Annotated in this window: 3 protein-coding genes; all 3 read left to right on the top strand. The window is 72.0% G+C overall.

The features are described from left to right. On the top strand, window positions 1-11,380 hold an 11,380-nt coding region (locus ACFWJB_RS34575; protein WP_386927226.1), incomplete at its 5' end, for an SDR family NAD(P)-dependent oxidoreductase. Then, window positions 11,377-11,574: a hypothetical protein gene (locus ACFWJB_RS34580; protein ID WP_386927228.1), complete on the top strand. Its 198-nt coding sequence runs from the start codon at window positions 11,377-11,379 to the stop codon at window positions 11,572-11,574. The genes ACFWJB_RS34575 and ACFWJB_RS34580, both read left to right, overlap by 4 nt. Continuing rightward, the coding region (locus tag ACFWJB_RS34585; RefSeq protein ID WP_386927230.1) for a type I polyketide synthase at window positions 11,574-19,278 on the top strand (7,705 nt) is incomplete at its 3' end. The genes ACFWJB_RS34580 and ACFWJB_RS34585, both read left to right, overlap by 1 nt.

Raw genomic sequence — 19,278 nt, forward strand, 5'->3', positions numbered from 1 at the left:
TGACGGTGTGTTGGATGGTTTGTCGGTGGGCCGGTTCGAGTCGGTGTTGCGGGCGAAGGCGGAGGGTGCGCGTCATCTGCATGAGCTGACTCGGGATATGGGGTTGTCGGCGTTCGTGTTGTTCTCGTCGTTCTCGGCGACGGTGGGCGGGGCGGGGCAGGCGAACTATGCGGCGGCGAACGCGTATTTGGATGCGTTGGCGGAGGCGCGGCGGGCTGAGGGCCTGCCGGCGACGTCGATCGCGTGGGGCCCCTGGGCCGACGACGGCATGGCCAGTGCGGTAGCGGATCGTTGGGAACGACACGGTCTGCCCGCGATGGCCCCCGACCTGGCGATCGCGGAGTTGGAGGCGGTCGTCAATGATCCGATGGCGGCGTCGCTGCTCGTCGCGGACGTCGACTGGGACACCCTCGCTCAGGTCAGGGCCACCGCCCATACGTCACAGCTGCTGCAAGAGCTGACGCGGGTCAGCGCTGCGGACACCGCGGTCGACCGTACTGCCCAGGGCGACGGGACGTTGCGACAGCGGCTTGCCGGGATGGGGGCTGCGGAGCAGGAACGGGCGGTGGTCGAGTTCGTGCGCTCGCATGTCGCCGCCGTGCTCGGTCACCGTCGAGCGGACACGGTGGACGCCGATAGGGCTTTCAAGGAACTGGGTTTCGACTCCCTGGCAGCCGTCACCTTGCGCAACCGGCTCAACGCGGCCGCGGGCCTTCGGCTCTCGACCACCCTTCTGTTCGACCACCCCACGGTGAGGGCCTTGGCCCGGGTGCTGCGCAAGGAGGCGCTGGGGCTGAGCGGCGACGGCGAATCGGCGCCCGTCGTAACGGCTGTGACGGACGACGAACCGATCGCCGTCGTCGCGATGAGCTGCCGCTTCCCGGGTGGCGTACGCACACCCGAGGCCCTCTGGGACCTGCTGGTCGAGGGACGCGACGTGCTGACCGATTTTCCCGCCGGACGCGGTTGGGATCTCGACGGCCTCTTCGACTCCGACCCGGACGAGACGGGCAAGAGCTATGTCAGCGAGGGCGCGTTCCTCGACGACGCCGGTGCCTTCGACCCGAAGTTCTTCGGAATCTCGCCTCGCGAGGCGACGACGATGGATCCCCAGCAGCGCCTGCTGCTGGAGACGTCCTGGGAGGCCTTCGAACGGGCCGGCATCGACGGTACGCTCCTGCACGGCAGCCCCACCGGCGTGTTCATCGGCAGCAATGGACAGGACTACGCCCGCAGCCTGCGCGAGGCGTCCGCCGAGAACGTCGAAGGTCATCTGGTGACCGGCAGCGCCGCCAGCGTTGTCTCCGGGCGCATCTCCTACACGTTCGGTCTCGAGGGCCCTGCGGTCACGGTGGACACGGCGTGCTCGTCGTCGCTGGTTGCCCTGCATCTCGCGGCCCAGTCGCTGCGCCAGGGTGAGTGCTCCCTGGCGCTGGCGGGCGGTGTCACCGTGATGTCCACCCCGGAACTCTTCGTGGAGTTCAGCCGTCAGCGTGGACTTGCTCCCGACGGCCGGTGCAAGGCGTTCGCCGCGGGCGCGGACGGTACCGGCTGGGGTGAGGGCGTGGGCATGCTGCTGCTGGAGCGGTTGTCCGACGCCCAACGCAACGGACACCAGGTGCTGGCCGTCGTCCGGGGTTCTGCCGTGAACCAGGACGGTGCGAGCAATGGTCTGACGGCGCCGAACGGTCCGTCGCAGCAGCGGGTGATCCGGGCCGCGCTGGCGAACGCCCGGGTTCCGGCGGCTGAGGTCGACGTGGTGGAGGCGCACGGTACGGGCACGACGCTGGGTGACCCGATCGAGGCGCAGGCGCTGCTGGCGACGTACGGCCAGGACCGTCCCGAGGGCCGGCCGCTGTGGCTCGGTTCGATCAAGTCGAACATCGGGCACACCCAGGCCGCGGCGGGTGTCGCGGGCATCATGAAGATGGTGCTGGCGATGCGGCACGGGTTGCTGCCGCAGACGCTGCACGTCGACGAGCCCACCCCGCACGTCGACTGGACGGCCGGAGCCGTCGAACTGCTCACGGACTCGATCCCGTGGCCCGAGAACGGGCATGCACGCCGGGCAGGCGTTTCGTCCTTCGGCGTCAGTGGGACGAACGCGCACGTGATCCTGGAACAGGCTCCGGTCGTCGAGGAGGAGCCGGCCGCAGAGTCCTCTACCGGTGTCGCACCTGTGGTGGTGCCGTGGGTGGTGTCGGCGAAGTCCGAGGCCGCGCTGCGGGCTCAAGCCGAACGACTGAGGTCGTTCGTCGCGGAGAGTGCCGAATTCGCGCCGGTGGACGTCGGGTTGTCGTTGGTGACGACTCGGTCGGTGTTCGAGCACCGGGCCGTGGTCCTGGACGGGCTGAACGGCCTGGGCGCGCTGGCCGAGGGACGTGAGTCCGCGGGCGTGGTGCGGGGGAGTGCGGCCGGTGTCGATGGCCGTGCGGTGTTCGTGTTCCCGGGGCAGGGGTCGCAGTGGGCCGGTATGGCCGCTGAGCTGCTGGAGTCCTCGCCCGTCTTCGCGGAGCGGATGGCCGAGTGCGCGATGGCCCTCGACCCGTTCGTGGACTGGTCGCTGACCGATGTCCTTCGGGAGGCGGAAGCCGAAGCCTGGTTGGACCAGGTCGATGTCGTGCAGCCGGTGCTGTGGGCCGTCATGGTGTCCCTGGCCGAGGTCTGGCGTTCGCACGGTGTTGAGCCGGCTGCGGTGATCGGTCATTCGCAGGGTGAGATCGCTGCCGCGTGTGTGGCGGGTGCGCTGTCGTTGCAGGATGCGGCGAAGGTGGTGGCGCTGCGCAGCAAGGCGATCCGGGCCCTGTCCGGGCGGGGCGGCATGGTCTCCGTCTCCCTCAGCGCTGACGAGGTCGGCGAGCGGCTGTCGGCCTGGGGTGGTCGTCTGTCGGTGGCGGCGGTCAACGGCCCGGCCGTGGTGGTCGTGTCCGGAGATGCCGATGCGCTGGACGAGTTGCTGGCGTCGTGTGAGGCGGACGGTGTGCGGGCCCGGCGCGTGGCCGTGGACTACGCGTCGCACTGTGCACACGTCGAGGAGATCGAGGACGTTCTCTCGCGAGACCTGGCCGCGATCGCTCCCCAGCCGTCCACGGTGCCGTTCTACTCGACGGTGACTGCCGGGGTCCTGGACACGTCGTCCCTGGACGCGGGCTACTGGTATCGCAATCTGCGTCAGACGGTCCGTTTCGCCGACACCCTGCGTGCCCTCCTGGACGACGGTTTCCGTCTGTTCGTGGAGTCCAGTGCGCACCCGGTGCTGACGATGGGCGTCGAGCAGACCGCCGAGGAACACATCAACACCCCTGTCACGGCGGTGGGTTCACTGCGCCGCGGCGAAGGTGGCCTTACGCGTTTCCTGACGTCTGCCGCGGAGGCGTTCGTCGGCGGTGCGGCCGTCGACTGGGCCGGAGTGTTCACGGGCACGGGCGCCCGGCGCGTCGACCTGCCCACCTACGCCTTCCAAGAGCAGCACTACTGGATCGAACCGTCCACCGCCCGTCAGGGTGACGTGACGTCGGCCGGTCTCTCGTCCGCCGATCACCCCCTGCTGGGCGCGGCCGTGGCGCTGCCCGCGACGGACGGGGTGTTGTTGACCGGCCGGTGGTCGCTGCGCACGCACCCCTGGTTGGCCGACCATGCGGTGCGGGGTACGTCGCTGCTTCCGGCGTCCGTCTTCGTGGAATTGGCGTTGCGTGCCGGAGACGCGGTCGGCTGTGACCGGGTGGAGGAGCTGACGCTAGAGGCGCCCCTGGCGCTGCCCGAGCCGGGTGCCGTACAGGTTCAGCTGGTCGTTGACGGACCGGACGGGAACGGGGCGCGTTCCGCGGAGGTGTACGCCCGTACCGAGGGTCCCGGGGAGGGGCCCTGGACGCGGCACGCCGCCATGGTTCTCCGTACCGTGTCCGAGGAGCAGGCGACGCACGGTGAGCTGAGCGTGTGGCCGCCCGCCGACGCCCAGGCAATCGACCTGGACGGTTTCTACGACCGGTTGGCAGAGACCGGAGTGTCCTACGGCTCGGTGTTCCGTGGACTGGAGGCGGCCTGGCGGCGCGGGGACGAGGTCTTCGCCGAGGTGACGTTGCCGTCGGCGGAACGAGCGAACGTGGGCGGGTACGGGCTGCACCCCGTGCTGCTGGACACGGCCCTGCAGGCGGGTCTGGGCTCGGTGGCGCTGGACGGTGACGCCGCCGGGGACACGCGTCTGCCGTTCGTGTGGCGCGGGGTGTCGCTGTTCGCGACCGGTGCCTCGACACTGCGGGTGCGGCTCGCGCCGGCCGGGACCGACGGGTGGTCCGTCGCGCTCGCCGATACGGCGGGAACACCGGTCGCGACCGTGGACGCCCTGGTGACGCGGCCCGTGTCGCCGGAGCAGCTGTCGGCTGTGACCGACCTCGCCCTCCGCACGGCGGCCAAGGGCACGGACCGGAACAACGTGCGTCGGCGTGCGTCGGCCCAGGCGACCACGGACGCGGACGACTCCGTCCTGCGCCGAAGCCTGCTCCGCGCCGGCGAGACGGAACGCCGCCGCATCCTGCTGCGACTGGTGCAGGACCAGGCCGCCGGCGTGCTCGGGCACGCCACACCGGACGAGGTCGATCCCGAAGTCTCCTTCAAGGAACACGGCTTCGACTCCCTCACCGCGATACAACTGCGCAACCGGCTCAACACCGCCACCGGGCACCGGCTGTCGGCCACCCTCGTCTTCGACCACCCGACACCCGTCGCCCTCGCGGACCACCTCTACGTCGAACTCCTGGGCCGACAGGACGAAGCCGCCGCGGCCACCACGCCCGCCGTCCGGGCCGCGTCGGACCAGGAGCCCATCGCCATCGTCGCGATGAGCTGCCGCATGCCCGGCGGCGTCCGGTCGCCCGAAGAACTGTGGGAGCTGCTGACCGAAGGCCGCGACGCGATCTCCGGCTTCCCCGATGACCGCGGCTGGGACGTGGACGGCCTGTACGACCCCGACCCCGAGGCTCCGGGGAAGACGTACACGCGCCACGGCGGTTTCGTGGCGGACGCCGCCGGTTTCGACCCGGCGTTCTTCGGGATCTCGCCGCGTGAAGCGACCGCGATGGACCCGCAGCAACGGCTGCTCCTGGAGACCGGCTGGGAGGCGTTCGAACGTGCAGGCATCGACCCTGCGTCCCTGAAGGGCAGCGAGACCGGGGTCTTCGTGGGTGCGGGCACACACGGCTACGGCACCGGCGCCCACGACCCCTCGAACGGCGTCGAGGGTTACCTGGTCACCGGCAACGCCTTGAGCGTCACCTCCGGCCGGCTCGCCTACGCCTTCGGTTTCGAAGGCCCCGCCGTGGCCGTCGACACGGCCTGCTCGTCCTCGCTGGTGGCCCTGCACATGGCCGTGCAGTCGCTGCGGCAGGGCGAGTGCCCGCTGGCCTTGGCCGGTGGCTCCGCGATCATGTCCACGCCGTGGACGTTCGTCGGCTTCAGCCGCCAGCGAGGACTGGCAGCCGACGGCCGCTGCAAGCCGTTCTCCGCCGCGGCCGACGGTTTCGGACCGGCCGAGGGCGTGGGCGTGCTCCTGCTGGAGCGGCTGTCGGACGCCCAACGCAACGGGCACCAGGTGCTGGCCGTCATTCGTGGCACGGCCATCAACCAGGATGGTGCGAGCAATGGTCTGACGGCGCCGAACGGCCCGTCGCAGCAGCGGGTGATCCGGGCCGCGCTGACCAACGCCCGGGTTCCGGCGGCCGAGGTCGACGTGGTGGAGGCGCACGGTACGGGCACGAAGCTGGGCGACCCGATCGAGGCGCAGGCCCTGCTGGCGACGTATGGCCAGGACCGGCCGCAGGACCAGCCGCTGTGGCTCGGCTCGATCAAGTCGAACATCGGGCACACGCAAGCCGCAGCCGGTGTCGCGGGTGTGATCAAGATGGTGCTTGCCATGCAGCACGGGGTGCTGCCGCGCACGCTCCACCTGGACGAGCCCTCCCCGCACGTCGACTGGTCCTCCGGAACCGTGCGGTTGCTGACGGAGGACGTGCCGTGGCCGGAGACGGGACGACCGCGCCGAGCCGGCGTCTCCTCCTTCGGCATGAGCGGGACGAACGCCCACGCCGTGCTGGAACAGGCACCATCGGTTTCGCCCTCGACGGAGGAGCCGGCTGCGGCCGCCGAGCCGCCGGTCATGGTGCCGTGGGTGGTGTCCGGTCGCTCGGAGAGTGCGCTGGAGTCGCAGGCCGAACGGCTGGCCTCGTTCGTCCGGGACCGGACGGACCTGTCCTCCGCGGACGTCGGGCTGTCGCTGGTGACGACGCGGTCCGTGTTCGAACACCGGGCCGTGGTCCTCGCCGGCGACCGGAAGCAACTCAGCGACGGGCTGGAGGCGTTGGCGGACGGACGCATGCTGCCAGGTGTGGTGCGTGGCGTCGCAGGCTCCCGTGGTCAGACGGTGTTCGTGTTCCCGGGGCAGGGTTCGCAGTGGGCCGGTATGGCGGCCGAACTGCTGGAGTCCTCGCCGGTGTTCGCGGAGCGGATGGGTGAGTGCGCGGCGGCTCTGGAGCCGTATGTGGACTGGTCGTTGACCGATCTCATCCGTGACACCGGTGGTGACGCCTGGCTGGGTCAGGTTGATGTGGTGCAGCCGGTGCTGTGGGCCGTCATGGTGTCCCTGGCCGAGGTCTGGCGTTCCCACGGTGTCGAGCCGGCCGCGGTGATCGGTCATTCGCAGGGTGAGATCGCGGCCGCGTGTGTGGCGGGTGCGCTGTCGATCCAGGATGCGGCGAAGGTGGTGGCGCTGCGCAGCAAGGCCATCCGGGCCCTGTCCGGGCGGGGCGGCATGGTCTCCGTCTCCTTGAGCGCCGACGAGGTCGGCGAGCGGCTGTCGGCCTGGGGTGGTCGTCTGTCGGTGGCGGCGGTCAACGGCCCCGCCGTGGTGGTCGTGTCCGGTGACGCGGACGCCCTTGACGAGCTGCTGGCGGCCTGCGAGGCCGAGGGAGTACGGGCCCGTCGCGTGGCCGTGGACTACGCCTCGCACTGTGCGCACGTGGAGGAGATCGAGGACGTTCTCCTGCGGGAGTTGGCCGGTATCGCTCCCCAGACGTCCACCGTGCCGTTCTACTCCACGGTGACTGCAGGGGTCCTGGACACGTCGTCCCTGGACGCGGGTTACTGGTATCGGAATCTGCGTCAGACGGTCCGTTTCGCCGAGACCCTGCGTGCCCTCCTGGACGACGGTTTCCGTCTGTTCGTGGAGTCCAGTGCGCACCCGGTGCTGACGATGGGCGTCGAGCAGACCGCCGAGACGCACATCAACACGCCTGTTACTGCGGTGGGTTCACTGCGGCGTGGCGAAGGTGGTCTGGGGCGTTTCCTGACGTCTGCCGCGGAGGCGTTCGTCGGCGGTGCGGCCGTCGACTGGGCCGGAGTGTTCACGGGCACGGGTGCCCGCCGGGTCGATCTGCCCACCTATGCCTTCCAGCGTCAGCGTTTCTGGTTGGAGTCGGAGGCGGTGGGTGCGGGGGATGTGAGGTCGGTGGGGTTGGTGTCTGCTGATCATCCGTTGTTGGGTGCGGCGGTGTCGTTGCCGGCTTCGGGTGGGGTGTTGTTGACGGGTCGGTTGTCGTTGCGTTCGCACGGGTGGCTGGCTGATCATGCGGTGGCCGGGGTGGCGTTGCTGCCTGGGACGGCGTTCGTTGAGTTGGCGTTGCGTGCGGGGGACGCGGTCGGTTGTGACCGGGTGGAGGAGCTGACGCTGGAGGCGCCGTTGGTGCTTCCCCAGGACGGCGCCGTCTCCGTGCACGTGACGCTGGACGGACCGGGAGACGGTGGACGACGGGAACTCGGCGTCTACTCCCGCCCTGACGGCGTTCCCGACGGGGCATGGACACGGCACGCCTCGGGTGTCCTCGCCTCCGGAGGCGGACTCGACCAGGGCACCGGAGCGGAGCTGAGCGTATGGCCGCCTACGGGCGCCGAGCCGGTGGATCTCAACGGGCTCTACGAGCGGCTGGCGGACACGGGACTGGTGTACGGGCCGATGTTCCGGGGTCTGGGGGCCGCCTGGCGACGCGGCGACGAGGTGTTCGCCGAGGTGGCACTGCCGGAGGAAGCGGCCGAGGAAGCGGGCCGGTACGGGGTGCACCCCGCCCTGCTGGACTCGGCACTGCACGCATGGCTGGCGGACGCGGAGCGGGACTCCGGGAACATCCGGCTGCCGTTCGTGTGGCGCGGCATGTCGCTCTACGCGACGGGTGCCACGGCGCTGCGGGTACGGCTCTCGCCGGCCGGAGCCGACGGACTGGCGGTGCTGGTCACCGACGCGGCGGGGACGGCGGTCGCCTCCGCGGACGCCCTCGTGACACGTGAGGTCACCGGCCAGCAGGTCGTGGCGGCGGCACCGGGCGGGGTGAACGACGCGCTGTACCGCGTGGACTGGGCACCGCTGCCCGTAACCGAACACGGCCGGGTGGTCGCGAACGGCCGCTGTGCCGTCGTCGGGCCGGACACCACCGGCCTGCTCGGCGCGCTGAAGACGGCGGGCCGGGCCCCCGAGGAGCACACCGAGCTGGCGGCGCTCGCCGAACAGCCGGCCTCCGGTTCAGGCACCCCCGACCTGGTCTTCGTGAGCCTCGTGTCGGACGCCGCCGCCGACGTCGTGACCGCCACCCGGGACCTCACGCACCGGACGCTGGACCTGGTGCAGACCTGGCTGGCGACGGACGGGCTCGACGGGGCGCGGCTGGTGCTGGTGACCCGCAGAGCACTGGCCGTGGATGCCGGTGAGGCACTGGCCGACCTGCCGGCGGCTGCCGCCTGGGGTCTGGTGCGGTCCGCGCAGGCCGAGCACCCGGACCGCTTCGTGCTGCTGGACGTGGACGACGCCGAGGAGACGCTCGCCGCCCTGTACGAGGCCGTACTGACCGGGGAACCGCAGTTGGCCGTGCGCGACGGCCGGGCGCGGGTGCCGCGGCTGGCCGGCGGGGCCGCCGACGGAGTGCTGACACCTGAGGACGGCGTACGGGCCTGGAGACTGACGGCCGCCGAGGACGGCACGCTGGAGGGCCTGCGGCTCCGGCCGGCGCCGGACGCGACGCGGGAACTCGGCGAGCACGAGGTACGTATCGCCGTCCGTGCCGCCGGACTGAACTTCCGCGACGTGCTCCTCGCCCTGGGGATGTACCCCGACCCGGCCCTGATGGGCGGCGAGGGAGCGGGCGTGGTCGTGGCCACCGGGCCCGGAGTCTCGTCCTTCGCCGTGGGCGACCGGGTGCTGGGCATCTGGTCCGGCGGCTTCGGCCCGCTGGTCGTGGCGGACCAGCGCATGCTGGCCCGGGTGCCGGACGGCTGGTCGTTCACCGAGGCGGCGTCGGTCCCCGTGGTCTACGTGACCGCGCTGTACGCGCTGCGGGAGCTGGCCGGCGTACGCTCCGGCGAGTCGTTGCTGGTGCACTCCGCCGCCGGCGGGGTCGGCATGGCGGCGGTGCAGCTCGCACGGGCCTGGGACGTCGAGGTGTTCGCCACCGCCGGCCCGGCCAAGCGGGAGGCGGTGCGGGCGCTCGGCGTGGACGACGCGCACCTGGCGTCCTCGCGCACCCTGGAGTTCGCGCGGCGCTTCGGCGCCACCTCGGGCACGGGCGGGGTGGACGTCGTCCTCAACTCCCTGGCCGGGGAGTTCGTCGACGCCTCCCTGGGGCTGCTGCGCGACGGCGGCCGATTCGTCGAGATGGGCAAGACGGACGTGCGTGACGCCACGGCCGTCGCGGCCGGCCGTCCGGGGATCACCTACCGGGCCTTCGACCTCGGGGAGGCCGGACCCGAACGGATCGGGACGATGCTGGCGGAGGTCATGGACCTCTTCGCGCGGGGTCTGCTGCGGCTGCTGCCCACCCGCGTGTGGGACGTCCGCCGGGCGCCGGAGGCCTTCCGGTTCATGAGCCAGGCACGGCACGTCGGCAAGCTGGTGCTCAGCGTGCCCGCCGCCGCACCGGACCCCGACGGCACGGTGCTGGTGACCGGCGCCGCCGGAACCCTCGGCCGACTCGTCGCCCGGCATCTGGTGGAACAGCACGGCGTACGCAGCCTGCTGCTGGTCAGCCGCCGCGGGGCCGCTGCCGAAGGCATGCCGGAACTCCAGCGGGAACTGGCCTCGCTGGGCGCCTCGGTACGGATCGCCGCCTGCGACGTGGCCGACCGTGACGCGCTGTCCGCGCTGCTCTCCGACCTGCCCGCCGGGCACGGCCTGACCGGCGTGGTGCACGCCGCGGGCATCCTGGACGACGGAACGGTGGCCGCCCTGACCCCGGAACGCGTCGAAGGCGTCCTGCACGCCAAGGCGGAAGCGGCCTGGCACCTGCACGAGCTGACACGCCGCTTCGACCTCACCCTCTTCGCCCTGTTCTCCTCGACCGCGGGCGTCTTCGGCTCCGCGGGTCAGGCGAACTACGCGGCGTCCAACACCTTCCTGGACGCCCTCGCACAGCACCGCCACGCCATGGGCCTGCCCGCGCTGTCCCTGGCCTGGGGCCTGTGGGGCGAGAACACCGGCATGACCGGTCACCTGAACCGGACGGATCTCTCCCGCATGGCCCGCGGCGGCCTGATGCCCTTCTCCTCGGAGGAAGGCCTGGCACTCCTCGACGCGGCGGGGGGCCTGGCGGAGGCCGTCGTGGTGCCTGCCCGCCTGGACACCGCGGCACTGACCGACCAGGCCGCACAGGGCGCCACCCCGCTGCCGGCCGTGCTGCGCGGCCTGGTGCACCGCCAGGCGCCGGCCCGGCGCGCACTGGCCCGGGAACAGCGGCACTCCGACGAGCCGTCTCTGGCGCAGCGCCTGGCCGGGCTCGCCCCGGCGGAGCGGCGGCGAACGCTGCTGCGGCTGGTCCAGGAGCACGGAGCCACCGTGCTCGGGCACGGCTCGGCCGTGTCCGTCGTGGCCGACCGGGGCTTCCTCGAACTCGGCTTCGACTCCCTCACCGCCGTGGAACTGCGCAACCGGCTCAACGCGGCCACCGGTCTGCGACTGCCGGCCACGCTGATCTTCGACTACCCGACCCCCGAGGCCCTCGCCGGACACCTGGACGAGGAGATCGCGCCCGCCGCGGCGCCCGCCGCGGAGGACTCCGTCCTGGTCGCCGAACTCGAACGGCTGGAGGCCGCGGTGCTCGGTGCCGCCGGCGGCGACACCGTCGCACGCGAGCTGGTCACCGACCGTCTCAGGAACCTCCTGTCCACGGTCTCCTCCTGGGGCGACGGTGCTGGCGGCGCCGCGGAACCGGCCGAGCCCCCGGCTCCCGGCGGAGCGTCGTCCGCCGACGGCGACACCGTCGCCGAACACCTGGAGAGCGCCGAGGCGGACGAACTGTTCGCCTTCATCGACCAGGAGTTCGGCTCGTCGGAGGAGTTCGGGTCCGCGTGATCACTGCCGTGAACGCCTCCGCCCACGCGGACGACGCGCCCATCGTGTCGGCTGCCGACGCCGCGTCGGCAGCTTCCGCCGGGTCCGCCGGGTCCGCCGTGTCCGTCGCGGGTTCGTACCGCCTCGTGAGCCCTCCGGGTTCCGCCCCGTCCTTCTTCCCGAACGCCCAGCTTCCCGAGCTCGTGAGGTCCTGATGTCGGAACAAGAAAAGCTCCTCGGTTACCTCCGGCGGGTCACGGCCGATCTGCATCAGACCCGCAGCCGCCTGCAGGAAGTGGAGGCGGCGGCCCACGAGCCGATCGCGATCGTCGGGATGGGCTGCCGCTTCCCCGGCGGCGTGCGCACCCCCGAGGACCTGTGGCGGCTGGTGTCCGGCGAGGAGGACGCCATCACACCGTTCCCCGCCGACCGCGGCTGGGACACCGACGCCGTGTACGACCCCGACCCCGACCGACCGGGCACCACCTACGCCCGCGAGGGCGGCTTCCTCCACGAGGCCGGCGACTTCGACGCCGACTTCTTCGGCATCTCGCCCCGCGAGGCGACCGCGATGGACCCGCAGCAGCGCCTGCTGCTGGAGACCGCCTGGGAGGCCATCGAGCGCGCGGGCATCGACCCGGCCTCGCTGAAGGGAAGCCAGGCCGGTGTGTTCGCCGGCGCCGTCGCCCCCGACTACGGCCCCCGCGTCCACCAGGCGGCCGACGGCGTCGAGGGCCACCTGGTGACCGGCAGCGCCATCAGCGTGGTGTCCGGCCGCGTCGCCTACACCCTCGGACTCGAGGGCCCCGCCGTCACCGTGGACACGGCCTGCTCCTCCTCCCTGGTCGCCCTGCACCTCGCCGCGCAGGCCCTGCGCCGTGGCGAATGCTCCCTCGCCCTGGCCGGCGGCGTCACGGTCATGGCCACCCCCGGCACCTTCATCGGCTTCAGCCGCCAGCGCGGACTCGCCCGAGACGGCCGCTGCAAGCCCTTCGCCGCCGCGGCGGACGGCTTCGGCCCCGCCGAGGGCGCCGGCATGCTCCTCCTGGAACGCCTCTCCGACGCCCGCCGCAACGGGCACCCCGTGCTGGCCGTCGTCCGAGGTACGGCCATCAACCAGGACGGCGCCAGCAGCGGACTGTCCGCACCGAACGGACCCTCCCAGCAGCGCGTGATCCGGGCCGCCCTGAAGGACGCCGGACTCACGGCCGACCAGGTCGCCGCCGTGGAGGCGCACGGTACCGGCACGAAGCTCGGCGACCCCATCGAAGCGCAGGCGCTGCTCGCGACGTACGGCCGCGAACACACCGCCGACAAGCCGCTGCTGCTCGGTTCCGTGAAGTCCAACATCGGACACACACAGGCGGCCGCGGGCGTGGCCGGTGTGATGAAGATGGTGCTGGCGATGCGGCACGGGCTGCTGCCCCGCACCCTGCACGTCGACGAGCCCTCCCCGCACGTGGACTGGTCCTCCGGCACCGTCGAACTGCTCACCGAGGCCACGCCGTGGCCGGAGGGCGAGGAGCCTCGCCGGTTCGGTGTCTCTTCCTTCGGCATCAGTGGCACCAACGCCCACGCCATCGTCGAAGAGCCCCCCGCCCCGCAGGCCGGCACCGACCAGGAAGACCCGGACACCGCCCCGGCACCCGTGGTCTCGCCGACCATCCCCTGGGTACTGTCGGCGAAGTCCGCCACGGCCCTGCGCGCCCAGGCGGAAAGTCTCCTGGAGCACGTCGGCGGCCACCCCGAGGCGACCGGTTCCGACACCGGCCTCTCGCTCGCCACCACGCGGACCGCCTTCGACCACCGCGCGGTCGTCCTGGCCCCCGACCCCACGGCAGCGGTGCGGGAGCTCCAGGCGTACCTCGCCGGCCGCGGCACCACCGCCCTCGTCGAGGGGACCGTCCGGCGTGGCATCGGCGTCGCCTTCGTCTTCCCCGGGCAGGGCTCGCAGTGGGCCGGCATGGCGGCCGAACTGCTCGACTCCTCACCGGTGTTCGAGGAGCGCATGGCCGAGTGCGCGGCGGCGCTCGCGCCCTACGTGGACTGGTCGCTGACCGATCTCGTCCGTGACGCAGGTAGTGATGCCTGGCTGGATCAGGTCGACGTGGTGCAGCCGGTGCTGTGGGCCGTGATGGTGTCCCTTGCCGAGGTCTGGCGGTCGGTGGGCGTGGAGCCCGCTGCGGTGATCGGTCATTCGCAGGGTGAGATCGCGGCCGCGTGTGTGGCGGGTGCGCTGTCGATCCAGGACGCGGCGAAGGTGGTGGCGCTGCGCAGCAGGGCGATCCGGGCCCTGTCCGGGCGGGGCGGCATGGTCTCCGTCTCCCTCGGTGTCGAAGCCGTGCGGGAGCGTCTTTCCGCTTGGGACGGTTGTCTGTCGGTGGCGGCGGTCAACGGCCCGGCCGTGGTGGTCGTCTCCGGCGACGCGGACGCCCTGGACGAGCTGCTGGCGACCTGTGAGGCGGACGGCGTGCGGGCCCGTCGCGTGGCGGTGGACTACGCCTCGCACTGCGCGCATGTGGAGGAGATCGAGGACGTCCTCCTGCGGGACCTGGCGGACATCAGTCCTCGGGTCGCGACCGTGCCCTTCTACTCGACCGTGACGGGTGGTGTCCTGGACACCAGTGGGCTGAACGCGGAGTACTGGTACCGCAACCTGCGTCAGACGGTCCGTTTCGCCGACACCGTCCGTGCTCTGCTGGACGACGGTTTCCGTCTGTTCGTGGAGTCCAGCGCCCACCCGGTGCTGACGATGGGCGTCGAGCAGACCGCCGAGGAACACACCGACACCCCCGTCACGGCGGTGGGTTCACTGCGCCGCGGCGAAGGCGGCCCGGGGCGGTTCGTCACGTCGGCGGCGGAGGCCTTCGTCGGCGGTGCGACCGTCGACTGGGCGATCCTGTTCCAGGGGACCGGTGCCCGCCAGGTCGAGCTGCCCACCTACGCCTTCCAGCACCGGCGCTATTGGCTGGAGTCCGCGACCTCGCAGCCGCTCGCTCAGGGCATGGCGGACGACGACCGCACGGACGCCATCTTCTGGGACGCGGTCGAGCGAGAAGACGCCGAAACGCTGGCAGCCACGCTCCGTCTCGACTCCGCCCAACAGCAGGAATCGTTCGACGCCGTCCTGCCCGCGCTGGCCCAGTGGCGCCGCCGCCGGCGCTCGGAGTCGACCGTCGACGCGTGGCGCTACGCCACCGCCTGGCGCCGCACGAACGGTACGGCCGCCCCCTCGCTGTCCGGAACCTGGCTCCTCGCCACCCCGGACGCGTGCGCCGACGATCCGCTGGTGGCGGACGCACGGCTGGCTCTTGAGGAGCACGGCGCCGAGGTCGTGACCCTCACCCTGGACGGGAACGACGCGGACCGGGCCGTACTGGCCGAACGGCTGCGCGGGGCCACCGCGGACCACCCGCCGTCCGGTGTCCTGTCGCTGCTCGCGCTGGACGAGACCCCCTACCCGGAACACCCCGTCGCCGGCACCGGCCTGGTCCTCACCCTGAGCCTGATCCAGGCCCTGGGCGACCTCGGCACCGGCGCCCGGCTGTGGTCCGCCACGCGCGGCGCGGTGTCCACCGGCAGCGCCGACCCGCTCACCAGCCTGGCGCAGGCCACCGTGTGGGGCGTGGGCAGGGTCGCCGCCGTGGAGTACCCGGACACCTGGGGTGGCCTGGTCGATCTGCCGGGCACCCTCGACGGGCGGGCCCGCACCCGGCTCGCCGGCGTCCTCACGGGCGCCGACGCGGAGGACCAGGTGGCCGTCCGCGCCTCCGGTGTCATGCTGCGACGCCTGGAGCCCGCGCCACTGGGCGACAGCCGCCCCGGCCGCACCTGGAAGCCCCGCGGCACCGTCCTCGTCACCGGCGGCACCGGCGCCCTCGGCACCCACCTGGCCCGGTGGCTGGCCCGCAACGGCGCCGAGCACCTGATCCTGACGAGCCGCCGTGGACCCGCCGCGCCCGGCGCGGACGCCCTGGTCGCCGAACTCGCCGAGCTCGGCACCCGAGTCACCGTCACCGCCTGCGACATGGCGGACCGCGACGCCGTGGCCGGCGTCCTCGCCTCCGTACCCGAGGACTGCCCCCTCAGCGCCGTCATCCACGCCGCCGCCCACATCGACCTGGCCGGTCTCGCCGAGACGACGGTGGCGGAGTTCGCCGACGTCATGAACGCCAAGGTGGCGGGCGCGGCGCACCTCGACGCGCTGCTGGGCGACACCCCGCTCGACGCGTTCGTCCTGTTCTCGTCCGTCTCCTCCGTCTGGGGCGTCGGCGACCACGGCGCCTATGCGGCGGCCAACGCCTACCTCGACGCACTCGCCGAACGCCGCCGGGCCAACGGCCTGACCGCCACCTCGGTGGCCTGGGGCGTGTGGAACGCGGTCGGCGACAACGCCCCCGAGGCCCTCGACCTGGACCAGCTGCGCCGCCGCGGCCTGCGCTTCATGGACATCGACCTCGGCATCGCCGCGCTGCAGCAGACACTCGACCACGACCAGACCCACCTGGCGATCGCCGACATGGACTGGGACACCTTCCTCCCGGTCTTCACCTCCGCGCGCCCCAGCCCGCTCCTGGACGAACTCGCCGAGGCCCGCCGCCTCCGCCAGGAGAGCACCGCCGGCGCGGCGCACGGCGCCGACCCGGACACCGACCCGGCCGCACCGCTGCGGCAGCGGCTGGCCGGCCTGACGCCCGGCGAGCGCGCACACGCCCTCCTCGACCTCGTCCACGAGCAGGTCGCGGCCGTCCTGGGCCACGCCGACACGAGCACACTCGACTCCGGACGCGCCTTCAAGGAACTCGGATTCGACTCCCTGACCGCCGTGGAACTGCGGAACCGCCTGAACACGGCCACCGGCCTGCGACTGCCCGCCACCCTGATCTTCGACTACCCCAACAGTGCGGTCCTGACCGAATACATCCAGGAGCAGCTCCTCGGCGCGGCGGCGGCAACGGCTCCGGACAGCACCGCGGTCTCCCTCTCCGGCGCCACCACCGAGGCCCGGCCGGCCGACGACGACCCCATCGCGATCGTCGCGATGAGCTGCCGCTACCCGGGCGGAGTGACCTCCCCCGAGGAACTGTGGCAACTCGTCATGTCCGAGGACGACGCGATCGGCGGTCTGCCCACCGACCGCGGCTGGGACATCGAGGGCCTCTACGACCCCGACCCCGACGCCCCCGGCAAGACCTACGTGCGCGAGGGCGGTTTCCTCTACGACGCCGCCCGCTTCGACCCCGCGTTCTTCGGCATCTCACCGCGCGAGGCGGAGGCCACGGACCCGCAGCAGCGCCTGCTGCTGGAGACCTCCTGGGAGGCCTTCGAACGCGTCGGCGTGCCCGTCACGTCCCTGCGCGGCAGCCGCACCGGTGTCTTCATGGGCGTCAACTACCAGGAGTACGGGCCGCGCGTCCACGAGGCGCCCGAGGGCACCGAAGGCCACCTGATGACGGGCAACGCGGCCAGCGTCGTGTCCGGCCGCGTGTCCTACACGTTCGGTTTCGAGGGTCCCGCGGTGACGGTGGACACGGCGTGCTCGTCGTCGCTGGTGGCCCTGCACCTGGCGGCCCAGTCGCTGCGCCAGGGGGAGTGCTCGCTGGCGCTGGCCGGTGGTGTCGCCGTCATGCCCACCCCCAGTGCCTTCATCGCCTTCAGCCGCCAGCGCGGCCTCGCCGCCGACGGCCGCTGCAAGGCGTTCGGCGCGAACGCGGACGGCATGGGGCTCGCCGAGGGCATCGGCGTGCTGGTGCTGGAGCGGCTGTCGGACGCGCGGCGGAACGGGCACCGGGTGCTGGCCGTGGTGCGGGGTTCGGCTGTCAATCAGGATGGTGCGAGCAATGGTCTGACGGCGCCGAACGGTCCGTCGCAGCAGCGGGTGATCAGGGCCGCGCTGGCCAATGCGGGGTTGTCGGCCGCCGATGTCGATGCGGTGGAGGCGCACGGCACGGGCACGAAGTTGGGTGACCCGATCGAGGCGCAGGCGCTGCTGGCCACCTACGGCCAGGACCGTCCTGAGGACCGGCCGCTGCGGCTGGGCTCCGTCAAGTCGAACATCGGGCACACTCAGGCGGCGGCGGGTGTCGCGGGTGTGATGAAGATGGTGCTCGCGATGCGGCACGGCACGTTGCCCCGCACCCTGCACGTCGACGAGCCTTCCCCGCAGGTGGACTGGTCCGCTGGTGCCGTGGAACTGCTGACGGATGCGATGCCGTGGCCGGAGGGTGAGGCACCTCGCCGGGCGGGTGTGTCGTCGTTCGGCATCAGCGGGACGAACGCGCATGTGGTTCTGGAGCAGGCTCCGGCTGTCGTGGAGGAGCCGGTTGCGGAGTCCGCTTCGGGTGTCGCGCCGGTGGTGGTGCCGTGGGTGGTGTCGGGGAAGTCCGAGGCGGCGCTTCGGGCGCAGGCCGGGCGACTGGCGGCGTTCGTGGGTGAGAGCGCGGATGTGGCTTCCGTGGATGTGGGTTGGTCGTTGGTGTCGGCGCGGTCGGTGTTCGAGCACCGGGCCGTCGTGCTGGACGGGCTGGCTGGACTGGGGGTGCTGGCCGAGGGTAGTGAGTCCGCGGGTGTGGTGCGGGGGCAGGTGGTGCCGGGTCGGCTGGCGGTGCTGTTCTCGGGTCAGGGCAGTCAGCGGGTCGGTATGGGCCGGGAGTTGTATGAGGCCTTCCCGGTCTTCGCTGAGGCGTTCGATGAGGTGTGCGCGGGCTTCGACGGTCTGTTGGAGCGGCCGTTGCGTGAGGTGGTCTTCACCGTCGACAGCTCGGTGCTGGACGCGACGGAGTTCACGCAGTGTGCTCTGTTCGCGGTCGAGGTGGCGTTGTTCCGGTTGGTGTCGTCGTGGGGTGTGGGTCCTGATGTGGTGGGCGGGCATTCCATCGGCGAGCTGGCTGCTGCCCATGTGGCCGGCGTGTGGTCCCTCGAGGATGCGTGTGTGCTGGTGGCGGCGCGTGGCCGGTTGATGCAGGCGTTGCCCGCTGGTGGGGCGATGCTGGCGGTGGAGGCCGAGGAGTCGGTGGTCCGGGCTGCGCTGGCAGACCGTGACGGTGTGGATGTCGCGGCGGTCAACGGCCCCACTGCCGTCGTCGTCTCCGGTGCGGCGACGGAAGTCTCGGAGTTGCAGGAGCTGTGGCGGGGTGAGGGTCGGCGGGTGCGTCGGCTGCGGGTCTCGCATGCGTTCCACTCACCGCTGATGGAGCCGATGCTGGCCGAGTTCCGCGAGGTCGCCCGGTCCGTTGCCTACGAGGCGCCGAAGCTGGCCGTCCTGTCGAACGTGACCGGTGAACTCGCCGATGCGGCTGTGGTGTGTGACCCGGAGTACTGGGTGCGGCACGTGCGGGAGGCGGTGCGCTTCGCCGACGGGATGACGCACCTGGCCGAGCATGGTGTGACGGCCGTCCTCGAGTTGGGTCCGGACGGTGTGCTGTCCGGGATGGGTGCTGAGTGTGTGCCGCAGGTGCTGTTCGCCCCGGTGCTGCGCAAGGACCGTGATGAGGCCGATTCGCTGGTGCGGGCTCTGGCGGAGGTGTATGTCCGCGGTCATGCGGTGGACTGGGCGGCGTTCCTCGCCCCGTCCCGCCCCCGGCTGGTGGACCTGCCCACCTACGCCTTCCAGCGAGAGCGGTACTGGATGGCGTCTGCGTCTCAGGTCGTTGGCCAATCCCATGACTCGGTCGAGGCTGGTTTCTGGGATGCGGTGGAGCGTGGGGATGCGTCGGAGGTGGCGGATCTGCTGGCGTTGCCGGCTGAGGGTTCGTCGCTGACGGCGGTGTTGCCTGCGTTGTCGGCGTGGCGTCGACGGGACCGTGAGTTCTCGGCGGTCGAGGGCTGGCGTTATCGGGTGGTGTGGTCTCCGGTGGCGGTGGGTTCTGGTGTGTTGTCGGGGGCGTGGCTGGTGGTGGTGCCGGCTGGGTCTGCTGGTG

The organism is Streptomyces sp. NPDC127100 (genome assembly GCF_042724095.1).
GTDB lineage: Bacteria > Actinomycetota > Actinomycetes > Streptomycetales > Streptomycetaceae > Streptomyces.